General features: G+C 34.8%; 18 protein-coding genes. All 18 read right to left on the bottom strand.

Going from position 1 to position 19018, the window contains the following annotated elements:
- Positions 1-220: 220 nt before the first annotated feature.
- The gene (locus tag JUJ52_RS10770) at positions 221-946 is read right to left on the bottom strand and encodes a pentapeptide repeat-containing protein (RefSeq protein ID WP_121604659.1); all 726 of its coding nucleotides are present in this window, start codon (positions 944-946) and stop codon (positions 221-223) included.
- Entirely contained in the window at positions 939-1292 is a 354-nt protein-coding gene (locus JUJ52_RS10775) for a PadR family transcriptional regulator (protein ID WP_121604658.1), read from the bottom strand. The genes JUJ52_RS10770 and JUJ52_RS10775 overlap by 8 nt, the downstream gene beginning before the upstream one ends.
- Positions 1293-2247: 955 nt before the next feature.
- Positions 2248-2565 carry a cupin domain-containing protein gene (locus tag JUJ52_RS10780; RefSeq protein WP_080668761.1) on the bottom strand — a complete coding sequence of 106 codons (318 nt, stop codon included), beginning with the start codon at positions 2563-2565 and terminating at the stop codon, positions 2248-2250.
- Between the two features lie 170 nt (positions 2566-2735).
- Positions 2736-3713 (bottom strand): iron-siderophore ABC transporter substrate-binding protein, encoded by a 978-nt coding sequence (locus JUJ52_RS10785; protein WP_205389624.1) that lies wholly within the window; start codon positions 3711-3713, stop codon positions 2736-2738.
- Between the two features lie 86 nt (positions 3714-3799).
- Positions 3800-4627 carry a helix-turn-helix transcriptional regulator gene (locus tag JUJ52_RS10790; protein ID WP_205389623.1) on the bottom strand — a complete coding sequence of 276 codons (828 nt, stop codon included), beginning with the start codon at positions 4625-4627 and terminating at the stop codon, positions 3800-3802.
- 152 nt (positions 4628-4779) lie between these two features.
- Positions 4780-5268, bottom strand: coding sequence for a VanZ family protein (locus tag JUJ52_RS10795; protein ID WP_121604654.1), 489 nt, complete (start codon positions 5266-5268; stop codon positions 4780-4782).
- Positions 5269-5348: 80 nt separating this feature from the next.
- Complete coding sequence (locus JUJ52_RS10800; RefSeq protein WP_121604653.1) at positions 5349-6116, bottom strand: VanZ family protein; 768 nt, start codon at positions 6114-6116, stop codon at positions 5349-5351.
- The gene (locus tag JUJ52_RS10805; protein ID WP_121604652.1) at positions 6077-6439 is read right to left on the bottom strand and encodes a PadR family transcriptional regulator; all 363 of its coding nucleotides are present in this window, start codon (positions 6437-6439) and stop codon (positions 6077-6079) included. The genes JUJ52_RS10800 and JUJ52_RS10805 overlap by 40 nt, the downstream gene beginning before the upstream one ends.
- A 921-nt stretch (positions 6440-7360) precedes the next feature.
- Positions 7361-9052 carry a methyl-accepting chemotaxis protein gene (locus JUJ52_RS10810; protein ID WP_205389622.1) on the bottom strand — a complete coding sequence of 564 codons (1692 nt, stop codon included), beginning with the start codon at positions 9050-9052 and terminating at the stop codon, positions 7361-7363.
- A 933-nt stretch (positions 9053-9985) separates the two neighbouring features.
- On the bottom strand, positions 9986-10357 hold the full coding sequence (locus JUJ52_RS23715) for a TniQ family protein (protein ID WP_374488431.1): 372 nt from the start codon (positions 10355-10357) through the stop codon (positions 9986-9988).
- A complete protein-coding gene (locus JUJ52_RS10815) occupies positions 10347-11171 on the bottom strand; it encodes a DUF4037 domain-containing protein (RefSeq protein ID WP_228088948.1) in 825 nt (274 codons plus the stop codon). The genes JUJ52_RS23715 and JUJ52_RS10815 overlap by 11 nt, the downstream gene beginning before the upstream one ends.
- Positions 11172-11260: 89 nt before the next feature.
- Entirely contained in the window at positions 11261-11482 is a 222-nt protein-coding gene (locus JUJ52_RS10820) for a hypothetical protein (RefSeq protein ID WP_228088949.1), read from the bottom strand.
- 336 nt (positions 11483-11818) lie between these two features.
- Positions 11819-12010 (bottom strand): hypothetical protein, encoded by a 192-nt coding sequence (locus JUJ52_RS10825; protein ID WP_228088950.1) that lies wholly within the window; start codon positions 12008-12010, stop codon positions 11819-11821.
- Between the two features lie 632 nt (positions 12011-12642).
- Positions 12643-12840 (bottom strand): hypothetical protein, encoded by a 198-nt coding sequence (locus JUJ52_RS10830; protein WP_026682825.1) that lies wholly within the window; start codon positions 12838-12840, stop codon positions 12643-12645.
- Between the two features lie 673 nt (positions 12841-13513).
- Complete coding sequence (gene rlmD / locus JUJ52_RS10835) at positions 13514-14899, bottom strand: 23S rRNA (uracil(1939)-C(5))-methyltransferase RlmD (RefSeq protein ID WP_205389619.1); 1386 nt, start codon at positions 14897-14899, stop codon at positions 13514-13516.
- Between the two features lie 85 nt (positions 14900-14984).
- Entirely contained in the window at positions 14985-15899 is a 915-nt protein-coding gene (locus JUJ52_RS10840) for a diacylglycerol kinase (protein WP_205389618.1), read from the bottom strand.
- 222 nt (positions 15900-16121) lie between these two features.
- Positions 16122-17552, bottom strand: a complete 1431-nt coding sequence (gene gatB, locus JUJ52_RS10845; protein ID WP_205389617.1) for an Asp-tRNA(Asn)/Glu-tRNA(Gln) amidotransferase subunit GatB — start codon at positions 17550-17552, stop codon at positions 16122-16124.
- Positions 17549-19018, bottom strand: a complete 1470-nt coding sequence (gene gatA, locus JUJ52_RS10850) for an Asp-tRNA(Asn)/Glu-tRNA(Gln) amidotransferase subunit GatA (protein ID WP_026682829.1) — start codon at positions 19016-19018, stop codon at positions 17549-17551. Before gatA ends, gatB begins: the two co-directional genes overlap by 4 nt.

Raw genomic sequence — 19018 nt, forward strand, 5'->3', positions numbered from 1 at the left:
TATTGATTTTAGGATTGAATCTAAATAAGTACTATTGCTCACTCTCTTCTTTTTCCTCCCTCTTTCTTCTTTAGACTATACCAACTTTTTAACAGAAAAAACTAGATGAAAGACCAACGATAAGTTTATAACAATAAGGTAACCACTTTATGATCCCCAACCATTAGAAAAGGAACGAGGTCTAATGAACTCCGTTCCAACTAATAATGCTTTATTTAGTTTAAATTACTGTAACATTGGTCAAATCTGCTTTATTCTTCTTCAGTACTGCATATGTTACCTTATCCATTGTTGCACCATCAAAATTCGCTTTGTTACAAGCGTATGCATACTTGAACGAAGCATTTTTAAATACAGCATTTTTAAAATTCGTACCCTTTAATCCCGAACTATAAAAATTCGTGCCATTGAAAATTTGATTTTCGAATGGAACACCCGATAAATCAGAATAGCTTAAATCTGTATTATTCAACTTGGCATGTTTAAAACTTGTCTTGGATAAATCCGACTTTGATAATTTAGCTCCTGTAAGATTTGCACCATCGAATATTACATTCCTTAAATCACAAACGATAAATGAGCTATAAGATAAATCGGCTTCAGTAAAATCGGCATCTCTTAGATCGCTTTTGCTAAACTCTGCTTTTTTTAAACTTACCCCTTTAAAATCAGCTTCACGAAGATCCATTTTAGTGAAATCCATTTCCTTTTCCTGCTGCTGGAGCATAGTTTGCTTTTCTGCATTAGAATCCAACATTTCGGATATATTCCCAATAGATTTTATCGTCATGCTAAAAGCAGTTTCATCATCATGTCCCTGTTCTCTTAAATCATTTAATTTCTCTTGCAAATTATTCATTATTTCTTCTTTTAATTCCTTAACTGAGTTTGTCTCCACATAAGGTGAAAACTCATTATCCAGATATTTACTTAACTTTTCATTCATTTCCATATCCACCTTTCTCTAATAATTGATCTAAAATCCGTTTAGTGTTCTCCCAGTTCTTTATATTTTCGATATACGTGTCTTTCCCTTTTTCTGTAATTTTATAATATTTCCTTCTTCCACCAGAGGTCTCATCTCCCCAGTAGGACACGATATGGCCATCTTTTTCAAGCCTTTTCAGACTTGAATACATGGTAGCCTCTTTTAATTCATATTCCCCAGCTGAGTTCTCTACTATTAACTTGGTTATTTTATACCCATATTTATCTCCAGTCATCAACAGGTTCAAAATTATTGTATCGGTATGTCCTCTTAGTAGATCCGAGGAAACTTTCTTATTTACCATATTCACACCTCCTATACCATACCTACAATACTTCTAACTTCAGTGTATTGGCAGTTGTATCGTTGATCATCGCCCCACTTCCTTATAATTATAATATACATCATATTACTATGGTCGTCAATGTACTTTTACGATAATTATACTTTTCCAATTAAAATGATGTCTCGATATAGGAAACTATAAAAGATCCTTCCCAGTCTAAATCGTCCTACATCTCTCCTTAATCAGAGATTCCCCCTATTGTTAACCTAAAGTCAGTGTACTAAGTTCTCATTTAGAAATCGAAAGAAGAAAGATTATTATGTTAAATGTAGAAGCATTAGGATGACGTTATAGTTGGGAATTATACTGCGTATAAATTGAAAAAATCGTGCAGATTGATATAGTGAGGACTGCAATTGGAATGGGTGGATACTGCCCAAAACACTATTGATAAGGATTGAGGGGGTATTAGGGAATAACAAAAGCGTAAGCACCCGATTAGAAACAGAGCGAGTCAACGGAGACAACGAAATTACGGTGTGCTTGTGAGCCGATGATGACTTTTGCGTAGGGGGTCGTGAAGTCGCCTCGTTTCTGGGTGCTGGAGCTGGACGCGGCCCAATACGCCCATATTATATAGGCTCAAATTTCATCATTTCCTAGTCTATGAAAAGAAACTGGATCACTTGGATTCAGCCCCGGATTAGAATGGATATTATATTGCATCATAATTGAGTTGAGTACCTATTATTTCGTCACCGCTGCTTTTTTACATAATAGTAGAAAGAAGCGTTTAGGAGATTGGAATAAGCGTACTCTGGGTAATCAAGCTCTTATTGGAGTAATTTAAGTATGCCATCATTTAGCGAAACAAAAGGTTTTTTATTAAAAAGCGTCAAGTGCTCACGCAATTCTGAATTACGTAAGTACTCGACGCTTATTTTAACTGCCAACAGACATTAGATGCTTATTATCAGTCTATTTTCCTTTTAGGCTCCACCAGCATGATGTGTGATTCCTTTTCGGCGAAAGGCTTATGCTCGACGCCTCCTGGGACAATACACATCTCGCCCTTAGAAATTTTTACTTGCCCATCACGAAAATCGATGAACATCTCCCCTTCAAGCACGATAAATAGCTTATCTGTATCAGGATGCTCGTGCCATATAAAATCTCCATCAATTTTAACAAGCTCAATTTGATCGTCATTCATTTCACCAATAACTTGTGGGGACCAATAATCGTTAATTTTAGATAACTCGTCCTTTAGTTTTATAGGTTGGTAATGGATAATAATCCCTCCTTATTTTGACTTCCGCTATACCGTTACAGTAATGAGTAAAAAAATAGTATGCATTAGTAAAGCTCTTTACGTTTAAAAAGAAGATGCTCAGGCCAAACCTTGTCGTTCGGTTGTTACAACTGAGTGATTTCAATAACTTTTATCTCCACCTTTTAGAACTAACGTAAAGAATTTATTATATTTTGTAACGCATATTCGATAGCCAATGGACCACCAGTAATAGCGGAAGTATCCATTAAATAGACATTGCTTTTCTTCACAGCATTCAGGTTGTTCCATACATTACTTTGTTCTAATTCGTTCATCAATTTATCCTCTTTTGTAATGTCGCCTATAAGGAAAATATGATCTGCTTGAATCGTTGAAATTCCTTCAAACGTAATAAACTCATTATTAGTACCTTTAAATGTCTTATCTGGTGTAAGCCCCAGCCCCCTACTTTTATCAAACGCTAGTGTATAGACAGGATTTTCTTCACCTAGAACATTAAACGTTTTTCCATCCCAAGATACTATAAATGCTACTGACTCTCCTTCAATTGCCTTTAATGCTTCACGACCCGTTTCAATCGCTTTCATCATATGATCGATTACTTTTTCCGCTTCGTCTTCCTTTCCAATAATCTCGGCTACTGTACGAAGACCGTATTGCCAATCTTCATAGATGTCATTGGAGTTTAGTGTAATGACAGGCGCAATTTTTTCTAAAGAGTCATGTATCTCTTTATGATGTTCTGTGGCTATAATATAATCAGGCTCAGTAGATAGAATCTTTTCAATATTAGGGGACAGTTTATCTCCTAATTCTTCAGTTGAATCCAGCTTTCCTTTTAAATAAGATAGAGAAGATAGATATTCTTTTTCTGTAGAAGCAGTAGGTGGTTCACCTAGTGCAACTAATATTTCAGGATAAAAATACCATAGCGTGGCCAATTTTTCAGGTTTCTTCTCCATAATAATTTCTTTACCAGATGCATCCTTAAACGTTCTCGGCCATTCCGTTTCATCTATATTAACTTCTGTTTCAGGTTCAACTTCTGAGACTGATCCATTATTATTTTCAGTAGGCGTTTTATTACAACCAGCTAGTATGCCTACTAATATTATTAAGAACAGAAGTCCTTTCATTTTTTGCATATTAATTTCCCCCTATACCATGTTGCCTGTGGCTTTCCATTAGTATAGTACATTCATTTTCAGTTAAGAATGGATGCTTGTTGAAATTAGCATGGATTATTGATGAACTTCTCGCGATATTTAGTAGGAGAAATGCCAACTTGCTTCTTGAACACTCTACTAAAATAGAAGGGGTCAGTGATTCCAACAGCTTGTGCAATTTGTTGTATAGACACATTTCTTGTAAATAACATTTTTTGTGCCATCTTTATTCGATAGTTTAATAGATATTCTGCCGGTCCCATCCCTGCATGTCTTCTAAATACGTAAGAAAGTCGATTTCGATTAACGTTATATTGTTCTTCAAGCGATGCTATTGTAAGGCTTTGATAATAGTTTTCATGAATATAATTAGATACCCGTTCGAATAAAGTATGTGATTCACAGCTATTTTGCCTATTAATAACAGATAATAAGACTTCATTCAGTGCTTCGCGAAACAGCATTTCGGTCTGAAACATTGAAATGCCTCCACGCTGATTATATACTTGCCACAGGCGCATAAGTAATTCGACAAGTCGAGGGGATTGCCCTGTTGATAATTCAAAATGCTGTTGAGAAAAGCTAGTGTCTTCTAGTTTTGAGTTACCTATCCGATATAGAACTAGAATATATTCCCAGTTTGTGTCACCAAACATTTTTTGAGCCAGTTCCATTTTTGCACCCCCATGGATAATTTTCCCTGGGGAAAGGATATAAGGTGTACCATTAAATTGAAATTGTGTCCTCCCTGCAAGTGGAAAGACAAATCCAGGAAAAGAGTCTGTATAATCAGCGTCAGGTACACCTGGGTTTTTAGCATAACGATATATTCCTTCTACTTGAAAAGGATTGTCTGCGAGATACTCTGCTAATTGATGAACGTCCATTTTCAAAATGCTTGCCTCATTTCACTAATAATTTGCCTGTAAGCTGTGAAATCAACCGATGTACATGCTGTACCACTCTACACCTAAGTATTACATACACTTCAACAAGCACGGTTGGGTTTCCCATAAGCCGTGCAACTTACCATAAATTTCTTCATTTAATCCATTACACTCTTTTGTTGTCCCTGCCTGCGGTTAGTGTATATGCTAATGGGTAGATACCCTAATATTCCTCCGAGTGTATTCAAAATAACATCATCAACATCAAAACTACCAAAGCCGAAAATAAGTTGAATTAGTTCGAATGTTAAACTTAAAGAAAGAGCTGCAATTGTAATCTTTTTAAACCTATGGAACTTGCTTGATAACAGTGGAAGAATAAATCCGAATGGCATAAACCCAATAATATTTCCAGTTAGATTTTCAACCCGTATGTTGATGTTTATATCATTCGCCAAGAACAAATAATACGTAATCGTCTTAAATGGAATAAAATTGTGGTTATTCCAGTAATAGCCATCAAAATTAAATGTAAAATGGCTCATAATGTCTGGAATGGCAAGGTGTTTGAATAGAATTAGTTTTGAAAGAATGAACAAATAACAGCATAATACAACTGTTAATCCTACTTTCAATAAAATTTTCATAATCACTATTCCCCTAATTCTCGATATTTCTACAAACCTTTTAAAAAATCTATTGCACTTTGTATGGAATGTTAACCGAATCAATTTGTTGTTCTTCGAACGAAACTTCCCTTTGGAAAAGTGATGACACTTTTGGCTATCTTTAAAATCAGAAAACCAATGATACTGCCAATTGTATTCAAAATGACATCATCAATATCGAATTGCCCAATTTTTAAAGCCAGCTGCAAAGTTTCAATTGAAAAACTAATAACGGTTGAAGCAACAATTACCCTAGTAAATCTACTGTATTTTTTAATTAATAAAGGAAGAAAAATTCCCAGTGGCAGAAAAATTAAAATGTTTCCTAATGTGTTATTGATGATGATATCCATATTAAAACGGTCAGCTCCAGATATGTATTCGATGGTATTTTTAAACGGAATGAAATTCGAATTGACCTTTATAAATTCAACATAGCCTTCTGAATTCATTGGAGTAAAAACATATCTGTTAAATGTACCTCCAGTTACGTAGTAATCGTTGATTCGGAAAATGATACGTTGAAAGAGTAACTTAAATAGAATAATAAATGAGTAAAGACCAAATAAAATCCATGTTCCTATCTTAGTTGCTTTATAGAATGGAAACAGTGACTCCTGTAAACCTTTCGTTAATTGTTTTTGTTCTCCAAAACTCTCTAACGCCTTTTTTGTTGATTCTTCCTTAGTAAAACCTTGATCTATATATTCATTTTTTAATAAATGTAAATGATCTCTCATTTCATCAATTATTTCTCTCTTTTCTTCCTCGTCACAATGTAATTGATTCACAACTTTATCAATATAATTTTCGATTTTTTTATCCATGCGATACCCTCCGAACATACTTTAATTAAATTACTTATTTGATTCCATTCCTTTAATTTCTTATCTAACTCTTTCTTCCCATCTTGTGTGATCCTATAGTACTTCCTTCTCCCGCCATTCTCTGAACTGCCCCAATAAGATTGAAGCCATTCTTTGTTTTCTAATCGCTTCAAAGCGGGATATAACGTCCCTTCACTCATGTTGTATAGTTCATTACTATTTTCTTTTAATGTTTTTACTATTTCATAACCATACATGTCCCTTTTATTTAATAGAGATAAAAATAAAATATCAATACTACCCTTCATTATCTCTTTGTCCATAAACGACACCTCACTTTCAAACGAATTATATTTACATCGTAACACAATAGTACATCGCATTACAAGGTTAAAAAAAATTGACCTATCAAATTCACACTTTACAGACGAATTAGTCCCAAAATAGAGAAACAACAGCCAGTGAAGACAATTCTATTTCTATTTTTGAAAAGAGGGATAAAAAATATAATTATAAAAAAGGAGCCCCAGAAAAGAGTAAAGTCAGCAATGAACAAGAGGTATGAAAAAGACCCGAAAATCGGAAAAGATTATTTTCACGAAAAACGGGGTCATTGTCATTATTAAAATCATTTGTCATAGAGCCCATTACGGACACGATCTATCTTCAAGGCACTTCTCCAATAAGCCGCTCACAATAGGCTATCATGTCCGCTACTCTCTGAAAACGCAAATATTGAATAGTAAAGTATGTCATTCTATGAAGCAAAAAATTGCATATTATTATTTGCTTCCTCAACTCTAACATTGAATTAAACTTTTCAAATTTAACAAATGCCATTAACTATCTATCATTAACTTTAATAGCTTCTCTCTATAATTCAACATTCTTTTCTGCCTTATTCATTTCAAATGCTATAGAACCTAGTTTAGCCCGTAAATCCTTTTATAATTTCCTCATTCTTTCAGTGAATTCAGGTGAATGAGTATGTTAATGAATAATATTGCTTGACCGAAAAGGAGAAATCTAATTTATATAGTTTTCTATTGAATGCATGTCCAATTTAATAGAAAAGCTTATTCTCTTATCATATTATGGGGGGAAATATTATTTCTAAGTAACATTTCACAACTATAAATTGAATTCCAATATGAAATATCGGTTGTTAAACATGTTATACATTTTTACCTTTATTCAAAACATTAATGACCACTCTGCTACTTATACAAAATTGATTTGTAACATTACAACTTAAACCGCCCTACCAATTCATTTAATTCCTCAGCCAATTTAGCAAGATGCTCAGAACTTCCTGCTACTTCTTCCATGGACCCACTTGATTGCTGTGCTGATGCTGATGTTTGTTCTACACCCGCTGCAGCTTCTTCAGAAACTGAGGCTATTTCCTCTATAGAACCATTCATTTCTTGACTATTAGCCGCAATTTCAGATAAGTGTTCAGATACAGCCTGAATACTTTGAACCATATCTGTAACTGCAGAACTTATATTATTAAACGTTTTACCTGTGGTTTCTATTTGAGATGTCCCTTGTTCTACCTCTGTATATCCATCTCTTAATGAGTCAGCTACAACACTGGATTCAGTTTGTATGGTGGTTACAATTGTCGTAATATCATTTACGGATAGAGCAACCTGCTCCGCCAGCTTTCTTACTTCATCTGCCACAACTGCAAAGCCCTTACCATGCTCACCCGCTCTTGCAGCTTCAATGGCAGCATTTAAAGCCAATAGATTTGTTTGCTCTGCAACATCTTTAATCACCGAAACAAGTTTTGAGATTTCTTGCGATTGGTTATCCAAATTTTGCATCTTTTCTACTGCATCTTTTACAATCCGATCAATTTTAATCATTTGCTCAGTTGAAGCATTCATTAGTTGACTTCCTTTTGTTGTCAGCTCTAATACTTTTCCTGAATTCTCGTGAATACGTTCTCCACTTTCATTTGCTTCTTCAACTCTGTTAGTGAACGTTCCCATAATGGATGCTAACTCACTGGCACTATTCGCCTGTGTTTCTGCCCCAGTTGCAAGCTCTTCCATTGTTATTGCAACTTGGTCTGCTCCTGCTTTAACCTCACTGGCTGCCTGCGTTAGCTCTTCGCTTTGACTTGAAACAGATTCGGATACTTCAGAAATTCTATTTAATAGATTCCGATTATTATCACTCATTATATTCGTTGCTTTAACAAGTTGCGCAACCTCATCTTTGTTGTTGGTTTTCAACGGTTCTTGACTTAAATCGCCTTTTGCCAAATCATTCATTCGTTTCATAATTATTAAGATTGGATTAGTAAGAGACTTTGCAGTTATTAAAGCTATAATAATACCAATTATTAAAACTAAACCTGATATGATTAAAATAAAGAACACTGTTGAATCACCATACAATATAATTTGTTTTCCTTGTTTATTGACATCATTTTGACTTCTTGAAGATAATTTTTCATTACTATCCATTATTTCATTGGAAAGTGACTTAGCTTCCAATAATATCTCAACAGCCTTATCACGATTACCCGATTCATATTCGGTGATTGAATTAGTTACCATATCTGTCCATTTAGCTTTTTTGTCTATAATGGATTTAATATTTTCTGAATCACTTAAAGTCAACATTTCTTTCTCTATTTCTTTACCTTTTTCCAAATTAGCCTCTAATTGTTTCTTTATCTCCTTATCATTATATAGGAAATAGCCACGAACCATTGATGCACTCTGTGACATATTATAAGAAAAATTTTCATTAATAATTAGGTATGGAACGTCCTTTTCAACAATTTGCTTTGTATTATTATTTAACTTTTCAATAGCAATATAGCTTACCGTTCCTACTATAAATGCTAATGCTATAAGTAACCCAAAACCGAATAACAATTTTGTTTTAATTCTTTTAAATTTGAGTAGTTTTTTCATGCTAGTATCCCCTGTCAGTTTATATAATGGTATAAGATTAATTGCAACCAAACCGAATGACATCATTTGTAATCAAGTTTAATACTTGCACATCCTTTTAAACCCCACCAATATTTGATGCAGGTTTAATCTCTATTTCTTCACTATCTACCACGCTTGTAGCTGCAACGAATAGAAAACTAACGTTATCATTATCTATGCCTACAATTAAAAATACGATTTTCTTCTGTTCTATTTTGTTTTATCAATCTCTTTTTCCAACCAAAATGAATATGCTATTATTCGTAAAATTATAATGCTATTTGGCAAATCGAATGATTTACAAATGACTATTAGTTACTTTTAAAACCTTGGATAGATAGGATTTGATACACAATTAATACAGAAATATGGATCTTCAGCTTACATATAATTATTTTTATAATCCTCTATTTCTTTTCCTCCCTTACAAGTTTATTTTTAAATTCATACTAAAGAACCATCACTAAATACTCATTACATATATCGGTGAATATTATGAGATTGTTAGTTATTTCACTATTGGAAATATAAGGGATTTATGGAGAAGAGTTTGATTACATTCTTGCAAAGAATTGGAGGAACGGGAACGATGTTTGAAGTAAATATAAATGGACAACTGTGTTTAGCAAAGGAAAAGTATACAAGATTGTAATGAAATTTTGAACTTAATACTTGGTCCTAATCTATACTCCATACTTGGCTTTTTAACGGCATCAATAATATTAGTAATTGCAAACATCATTTATGTGTTTTATACAAAAATAAAATCAATGCAGAAAGAAATAAACCTTTTGTTTGTCAGGCTTATTCGGAATGTTGCTTTAAAGTAATACAAAATCTCCCCCAAGTAAATTCCATATTACAATGAAATCAATCTCCGTAATCAGATGCGTTCCTATTAATAATTATTTGCTAATTAGTACTCCAATAGCTTTTACCTAATGTATCAATATCTTCCTTAAAACATAACGGACAATACCTTAAATAACTCAATCTAAGTACTTTATTCCCACCAAATCCAACTAGCTTTTCAAAGTTCATTTTTAAACCATTCGACCATTTTTCAGTCGTCTCGTATATGAAATCCGTTTTCCTTGTGAAATAAAATGGGGATAGAGTATGTTTATCGTTAATTTCCTTAGATGTTACTTTTGAAGTTTGTGGTAGGCATTTAATAAATGAATCAAAGTATTGAGGAAAATAAGAAGAAGATACTAGAACGTTCCTTCCGAATAAATCTTCTAGAGAGTGTAATACATTGAAATAAGAATTGCTATTTCGCATATCCAATATTTTTCTTTTGTTCACTAATGTTCAATTTGGGATTATGCTTCTCTACTAACACAATTACCTCTTCAATCAATAACTCCAATTCTTGTACAGCATTCTGTGGATCACCTATCATTATACTTGTCATTCTGTCATAAAGATTTTCCGGTTTAATCTGCATACGTTCAATATTGAACCGCATCCACTTATAAGCAGGGTGATTTACGTACATATGATTTAAACCAAACAAAACACCAAACAGTTTCTTTTGTACTCCACAGAGGACATCATAAAGCATTAACCAGTCTTGTCGTTTTAATAGTGCATTACGGTTACTCCATCGATTACTCAACCAAAGATTTTCAGTAATCATTTGTTTGGTAAGTCCTAACGGATATTTAGCTATTCTATTTTTTAACCCATTAACTATTTCTTCTCCGAAAAGACTAATTCCATCATCAATAGATGCTAGAATACACTGTTTATTAAAATCAGTTTCGCATCTATCAATTACATCGAAAATAAAACGGTCAACTGTCGTGGACAAAAAGCTACTTATCTCAAACTTAATACCATCTTGATTCATATAAGCTTCGGACCACTCTTCCTCTTCATAGGGATGATACGATAAAATTGTACCCTTAACTTCTTCGATGGGATATTGGCGATCCTCATCTGTTGGAGAATTTGACCACAAAATATGCAATTCAATATCTGAATACTCATCCTGTAAATTCTTTGATACCGAACCAGCCAAAATAATGGCTTCCACTTTTTCATTCTCCCTATATATCTTGGACATGTCTATTGCTTTCTTAAATAAGTCCATTTGTGCTAACTCCCAACCAATTCTATTTGTTCCGTAATCTTGCTTTATTCTAAAATAAAGTGTAGACGCTTACTCTGTAAATAAACCCTTTAATTTAATAACTCTAAAACCACATCTGATCTATGCCTCAATACTAATTGTGTTTTTCTAGCTTTTATATTTAAGTCTTCAATATCTTCTGTTTGTTCTTCCCAGGATAATTTGGTTTCATTTTCTAATTTAACCACTTCATCCTCTATCCATTTTCTATAATACCTATACATTTTTTCCTTATCAATATCAAAAGTCAAATCTAAAAGGTATTCATTCATATCTTCTTATTGATTATTAGGTTCGAATATATCATACATCACTGCAATATAATATCGTTTCATAATATCACCGCTATAATATAATATCTCTATTGATCCTTCTTCAGCTCTTATACCCGTTACTACAGTTACTTTAATACTTTTTAATCATTATTTAATCATCAGAAGGAGTTAGATATTTCTTTTCTCCTATTGTGAAATCAGCCCCTCGTTCTACTTCAACATATAACTTCCTTAGAAGTTTTTTTCATCATACAAACTTTCCCATCATCAAAATTATATATCTTTAGTTTACTTCTAAAGTTGTAAAGTTAAATACTTTAGTTGTATTTTCCCTTAGAAGTCAACGATATTTTTAAGCATTCTTCCTACACTCTTTATTAGCCAATAAATTAGGCGTATAGGTAAAATTACTAACTCAGGTATCCAACACAATACGTCAAGAATGACATTCCAAAACGTATAATTCTCTTTTTCTTTTTTTCTCCTCCTTGCTTTCACTTTCTTCCTCTCCCACCATTCTTTCATTCATATCACCCCCATGAATCCTTCTTTTGAATCTCTATATTTTTTCACATCGTCATTATCTAAATAACCATTATTCAATACGAAAATGATTTAACCTTCCCTTCTAAAATAAATACACTTGGCACTAATTGTTTTAGTATAATTACGATGAATCAGTAAATTAGTTCGTCATTTTGACTGATGAATAATATAAAAAGATTAAGAATTATGACCTCCCCCTAAAGTGGACAAAAAATACGCTTCAGCTTTAGGGGGGATTTTATATCCAAAGCTCAATTTATTATTTTTTTAACTAATCCTCGACTTAATAGCAAGAGCTATTACCTTTTTTTAATTCTATTTATCCTATGTAAAATTGATTTAGAAATAAAAGGAGTTTTTCAAAGAATGTTTATTCTTGATATTTATATTGGTGAAACTAGAGGATTGCATCCAAGTAGGGAGACGAAGCAAAAACCTATTCGAAGAATGTATTGATTTAAAAGGTGGTCTTATAATATGCACTACGATTTAATTTTAAGAAGATTATGTTTGAAAAATAAATAAAAAGAGCGGATAATGTAACCCGCTTTTTTCTAATTTTTCTGCTTGTTATCCATCCAGGATTAAGCTATTTATATCCATAGTTTTTATTAATTTCCCTCTGTTGACTTCTTTTTTTTATAAATCACACGAACAGCATCCGTAATAAATAATATTATTGCAGCGGTTAAAAAGCCTAGAGTGGTGTATACATTAAGATCAAATATTAAGGTTAAAACAGCTGCCACAACAAAGGCACCTGTACTTGCTATAGTAAGGTACCACCTCGATAGTTTTTTTGATGACATCAAATTTTCTCCTTTCTCCGGTAAGAAGTATACATACCTAAAATTTTACCACTGCAATTAAAATGAATGTTTTGTTACTATTATTAATAATAACAAAATATTCATTTTTTTAAATTCGTAATTAATCTAATTTTATCTACTAATTCCAAAAATCAGAACTAGATCAGCTAAATTAATACTTAAAAAATTTTCGCGAATAAACAAAACATTACAATATAAATCTAGTAAACGTTTACAAAGGTGATGAATAGGAGGTTTTCGCTAAAATTTCTAGTTACATGTTTTTAATTTCGAAAGAGAAATGGACAATAAAAGGGGTTGTGGAAGGTGAGTAGACTACTTAAAACTAGCCACTGTAGCTATTACGGACAAAACAATTGAAATGGTGGAACCAGTTGGCAAATATGACTTCTTAATCAATGGAGAATTAAATCACTTCGATGTTACTATCAGTGATGTCTCAGAGGATGACCAAACACTTTCTGTTAATGAATCCAATGGTCATCTTTTTTGTTTTAAAATAAAGCTCTCTTAAAAAGTTGCGTAGGAAAGAAGAGAAAACCGAGACAAGACAAGGGATGAGCATGAAAAAGACCCGGAAATCGGAAATGTTTATTTTCACGAAATCGGGGTCTTAATCGGAAATGTTTATTTTGTGTCGGAAGTTTACTTTTTAATTAGACACTTTCCTTTCCAACCAAGTAACACACTCCACATGATTGGTCTGTGGAAACATATCAACTGGCTGCACTTCCTTCGTTTCATAGCCACCTTCATCTAATATTTTTAAATCACGAGCTAAGGTAGAAGGATTGCAAGAGACGTAGACAATTCGCTTTGGCTCCATTTCAATCATAGCTTGAAGGAATTCCACTTCACAGCCTTTTCGAGGCGGATCAACGACTATGACATCTGGTCGAAGTCCTTGAGCCTTCCACCACGGCATAATTTTCTCAGCTTCACCAACAACAAATTCAGTGTTCGTAATGCCGTTTAATTTGGCATTCATTTTGGCATCACTTATTGCTTCTGGAACCACTTCAATACCGTACACCTTCTTCGCCTGCTGAGCTAAAAATAAAGATATCGTTCCTATTCCGCAATAGGCATCAACAACAATATCATTTGCTCCAAGTTTTGCATATTCCAACGCTTTATCGTATAACACCTTTGTTTGAGGTGGATTCACCTGATAAAAGGATTTAGCGGAAATAGCAAAGCGAATATCACCTATCGTATCGTATATATAGGTTTCGCCCCAAATTACCTTTGTTTTCTTTCCCAAGATAACATTTGTCCGTTGGCTATTCACATTGTGAACAATCGATTTTATATGTGGGTACGTTTCCGTTAATTCCTTTATTAGCTTGTCCTGATACGGCAGCTTTTCCGTTCGTGTAACGATAACGATCATCGCATCATTTGTTTCTCTACCAGTTCGGACCATAATATGTCGTAATACTCCACGGTTTTGCTTTTCATCATAAGCTTTAATCCCTAATCGATCGGCAATTCTGCGAACAGCTTCTACAAGTCGGTCATTACTATCATCCTGAATGACGCACGTATCCATATCATCAATAATCTGGTGACTTCGTTTTTGATAAAAACCTGTTATTAATTCACCATGCTTATCCCCTACCGGAATTTGTACTTTATTACGATATCTCCAAGGGTCCTTCATACCAATGGTAGGATGTACGGGAACTTGTTCCATATGTGCTATTTTTCGCATAACATTCTTTACTTGATTCTGTTTCATATCCAACTGCATAGCATAGCTCATATGCTGCAGCTGACAGCCGCCGCATTTATAATACACATCACATGGGGGCTCGACACGCTCTGAGCTTGCTTGTCTCACCTCTACTAGTTTGCCGAATCCAAAGTTTTTGTTTACTTTAACAACTTTTACCTCGGCTTCCTCCCCTGGTAGCCCATAAGGTACAAATAGTGGATACCCATCAATTTTGCCTACACCATTTCCTTCATGGGTAAGATCTTCGAAAGTGAGCGTGATGGTTTGATTCTTTTTTACTGGTGCTGTTTGTTTCGCCATGTATATCTTCCTTTACGTGCTAGTCTGTGGTCTTATCTTAACATAACTCTAACCAATAGTATGAACAAAAAGAAGACTACTGCATTCAGTAATCTTCCCCTTCTTTATCGATAAATTCAGTTGGAACACAAAAGTCGATATGTTGCTGCAAATTTATAAATTCTCCGGGCAACAATCCACCAAATTCCCCATCAATATTTAATTGCATCTTCTCATCTGTCGTAACTGTCACATGCTTCGCTTTTTCATAAATGACATGCTTGTCTTCTAAATGAGCTCCCCGCAATGCAAGCGTGGCAATACGAATAAACTCTGCTAAGTTCGTTTTGCGCAAAATAATTAAGTCAAAATATCCGTCTTGCATATTTGCTTCAGGTGCTAACTTCTCAAAGCCACCAACAGAATTCGAATTGGAAATAAGAAATAACATAATATCCTCATCAATAACATTGCCATCATACTCTATTTTTGCTCGAATTGGCTTTAAGGACGGAAGCATCTCGATTCCCTTCATATAATAAGCTAACTGTCCAAGCATTGTTTTTAGCTTACTCGGAACCTCGTAGGTTAGCTCCGTTAACTTTCCACCACCGGCAATATTTATAAAATAATGTTCATTTACTTTGCCGATATCTAAAAGCATCGATTGACCATCTACAATAACATCAACCGCTTTTTTTATATCTCTTGGAATGCGTAATGCTCTAGCAAAATCATTGGTTGTACCAACTGGTATAATCCCCAGCCTTGGCCGATGTTCCTGTTCGGCAATTCCATTAATCACTTCATTAATGGTGCCGTCGCCTCCAGCAGCAATAACGAGATCATATCCTCGGTCAACCGCTGTCCTTGCAGCTGTTATCGCATCTCCTTCACAGGTGGTTGCGTGGGTTGATGTTTCATATCCAGCAATTTCGAGCTTTTCTAGAACTGCCGGTAATTCTTTTTTAAAGGCTTCTCTGCCAGATGTGGGATTATAAATAATACGTGCTTTCTTCATTTCATTCCCTCCGCATTGCATGAAATATGCAGGGTCCTTCAACTATTTAAGTCACTAGGTCTCATGGTTTATTTTTCAGTCCAACATCTATCATAGACCTTTTCCATCATTTTGAAAAGGGGAATTGTTGAATTGTTTCGTGAATATGCATTATTTTCCAATGTGTAACTGACTGCAAATACGAGACTACCAATGCTTTTCATTGGTAGTCTTGCCTCCACACTATTTTTTATTTATTTCCTCTAATAGGAGCTTATTTACCATAGGTGGATTTGCTTGTCCTTTTGTTGCCTTCATTACTTGACCGACTAAGAAGCCGACTGCTTTATTTTTACCATTCTTATAATCGATAATCGATTGTTCGTTTTGATCTAGCACACCCGCTATAATTCCGCGTAATTGCCCTTCATCGGAAATCTGCACAAGCCCTTTTTCTTTTACTATCTTTTCTGGGTCTCCACCCTTTTCTACTAATTCAGCAAAGACTTTCTTTGCAATTTTCGAAGAGATGGTACCATCTTCAATTAATTGGATCATCTTAGCTAATGCTTCTGGTGTAATTGCTAATTCATGCAATTCCTTGTAATGCTTATTCATATAAGCAGAGATTTCTCCCATTAGCCAGTTCGACACCTGCTTCATATCCGCATCATGAGCTATTGCTTCTTCAAAGAAATCAGCCATTTGCTTGGAATTGGTCAATACGGCAGCATCATATTCTGGTAAACCAAGTTCTTCCATATAACGTTTTTTACGCGCATCCGGAAGTTCAGGAATTTCTTGACGAATTCGCTCTTTCCAAGCCTCATCAATATATAGAGGTACTAAATCAGGTTCAGGGAAATATCGATAATCGTCTGATCCTTCCTTCACTCGCATTAGAATTGTTTCTTTTGATTTTTCATCATAGCGGCGCGTTTCTTGGAGGATTTCTCCTCCGGAAAGCAATACTTTTTCCTGACGCGTTTCTTCAAACTCTAAGCCCTTTTGTACAAAGCTAAAGGAGTTTAAGTTTTTCAGTTCTGCTTTGGTGCCAAATTCCTCTTGGCCAAGTGGACGTAGAGAGATATTTGCATCACAGCGCAGCGAACCTTCCTCCATTTTCACATCCGATACACCAGTATATTGAATAATATTTTTTAATTTTTCTAAGTAGGCATATGCTTCCTCTGGGGAACGCATATCTGGCTCAGAAACAATCTCTATCAATGGCGTACCTTGACGATTGAAGTCTACAAGCGAATAGCCATCATCACCATGGGTAAGCTTACCAGCGTCTTCCTCTAAATGTAGACGTGTAATTCCGATCCGTTTTTTCTTGCCATTTACTTCTATTTCAATCCAGCCATTTTCGCCAATTGGCTGATCAAATTGGGAAATCTGATACGCCTTTGGATTATCTGGATAAAAATAGTTCTTACGGTCAAATTTTGTATTTGTAGCAATGTCACAATTAAGAGCCATCGCTGCCTTCATTGCGAAATTAACAGCTTCCTCATTTAATACTGGTAATACACCAGGGTATCCCAGATCAATTGGGTTTACGTTGGTATTTGGATCTGTACCAAATTCATTCGTACTTGGACTGAATATTTTGGATTGTGTTTTTAATTCAACATGTACCTCTAAGCCAATAATTGTTTCGAAATTCATGCGTTGGCACCTCCTAATTGAGGGCGTTGTTTATGATGATCTGTCGCTTGTTCATATGCATGGGCTGCACGGAATACGGTGTTTTCATCAAAATGCTTCCCAATAATTTGCAGTCCGATTGGTAAGCCTTGATCAGAAAAACCGCAAGGAACAGAAATTCCTGGAACGCCTGCAAGGTTGACTGGAATGGTTAAGATATCATTTGCATACATCGTTAATGGATCATCCACCTTTTCCCCAACCTTAAATGCTGGCGTAGGCGTAGTAGGTCCAATAACAACATCATAGTCTTCAAAGATTTTATCAAAATCATTTTTAATTAATGTCCGTACTTTTTGAGCCTTTTTATAATAAGCATCATAGTAGCCAGAACTAAGCGCAAAGGTTCCTAACATAATACGACGCTTAACCTCTTCTCCAAAGCCTTCACTACGTGATTTTTTAAACATATCAATCATATTATTAGCATTTTCCGAACGCACGCCATAACGGACACCGTCAAACCGAGCTAGGTTCGCAGAAGCTTCAGATGATGAAAGTAAATAATAAGTTGCCACTGCATATTTGGAATGTGGTAACGACACTTCCTCCCACGTTGCACCTAATGATTCATATACCTTAAGTGCTTGCAGAACCGATTCCTTGACCTCAGGTGCTACACCTTCAGCAAGGTATTCCTTTGGTACGGCAATTTTCAATCCTTTCACATCACCGGTTAGTGCCTCCGTATAAGCTGGTACTTCTACAGCTGCGCTTGTAGAATCCATTGGATCATGTCCAGCGATTACTTCCAGAACACGTGCATTATCTTCTACATTACGTGTAATTGGGCCGATTTGATCTAAGGATGAAGCAAATGCAACCAAACCAAAACGTGATACGCGTCCATATGTCGGCTTTAAGCCTACCACTCCACAGAATGCAGCTGGTTGACGAATTGAGCCGCCCGTATCTGAACCTAAAGAGAATAATACTTCTCCTGCTGCTACGGCTGCTGCTGATCCACCACTAGATCCACCAGGTACATAATCGGTATTCCAAGGGTTACGAGTTGGTTCGTAACTGGAATTTTCATTTGAAGAACCCATTGCAAACTCATCCATGTTCAACTTTCCAATCGTAACTGCTTGCTGGTGATTTAATTTGTTAACTACAGTAGCGTTATACAAAGGGTCATTAAAATTGTCGAGGAATTGACTTGCACATGTGGTGCGTAACGCCTTTGTGACAATGTTATCCTTAATACCACTAGGCATTCCAAATAATGCGGTATGTTTATCTGCTGCCTCGTCCAATTCTTTCGCATAGGCATTAGCATTTTCTTCATTTAATGTAAGAAATGCATGAACCTTGTCATCGACTTCTTTAATCCGTTGATAAGAAGCTGCTACTAAATCTTGAACGGTAATTTCATGATTATGTAGTTTTTGTTCTAATTCTTTAATCGTATGATCAAATAATGACAT

Source organism: Virgibacillus sp. AGTR (genome assembly GCF_016919725.2).
In the GTDB taxonomy this organism is placed as follows: Bacteria; Bacillota; Bacilli; order Bacillales; family Amphibacillaceae; genus Virgibacillus; species Virgibacillus salarius.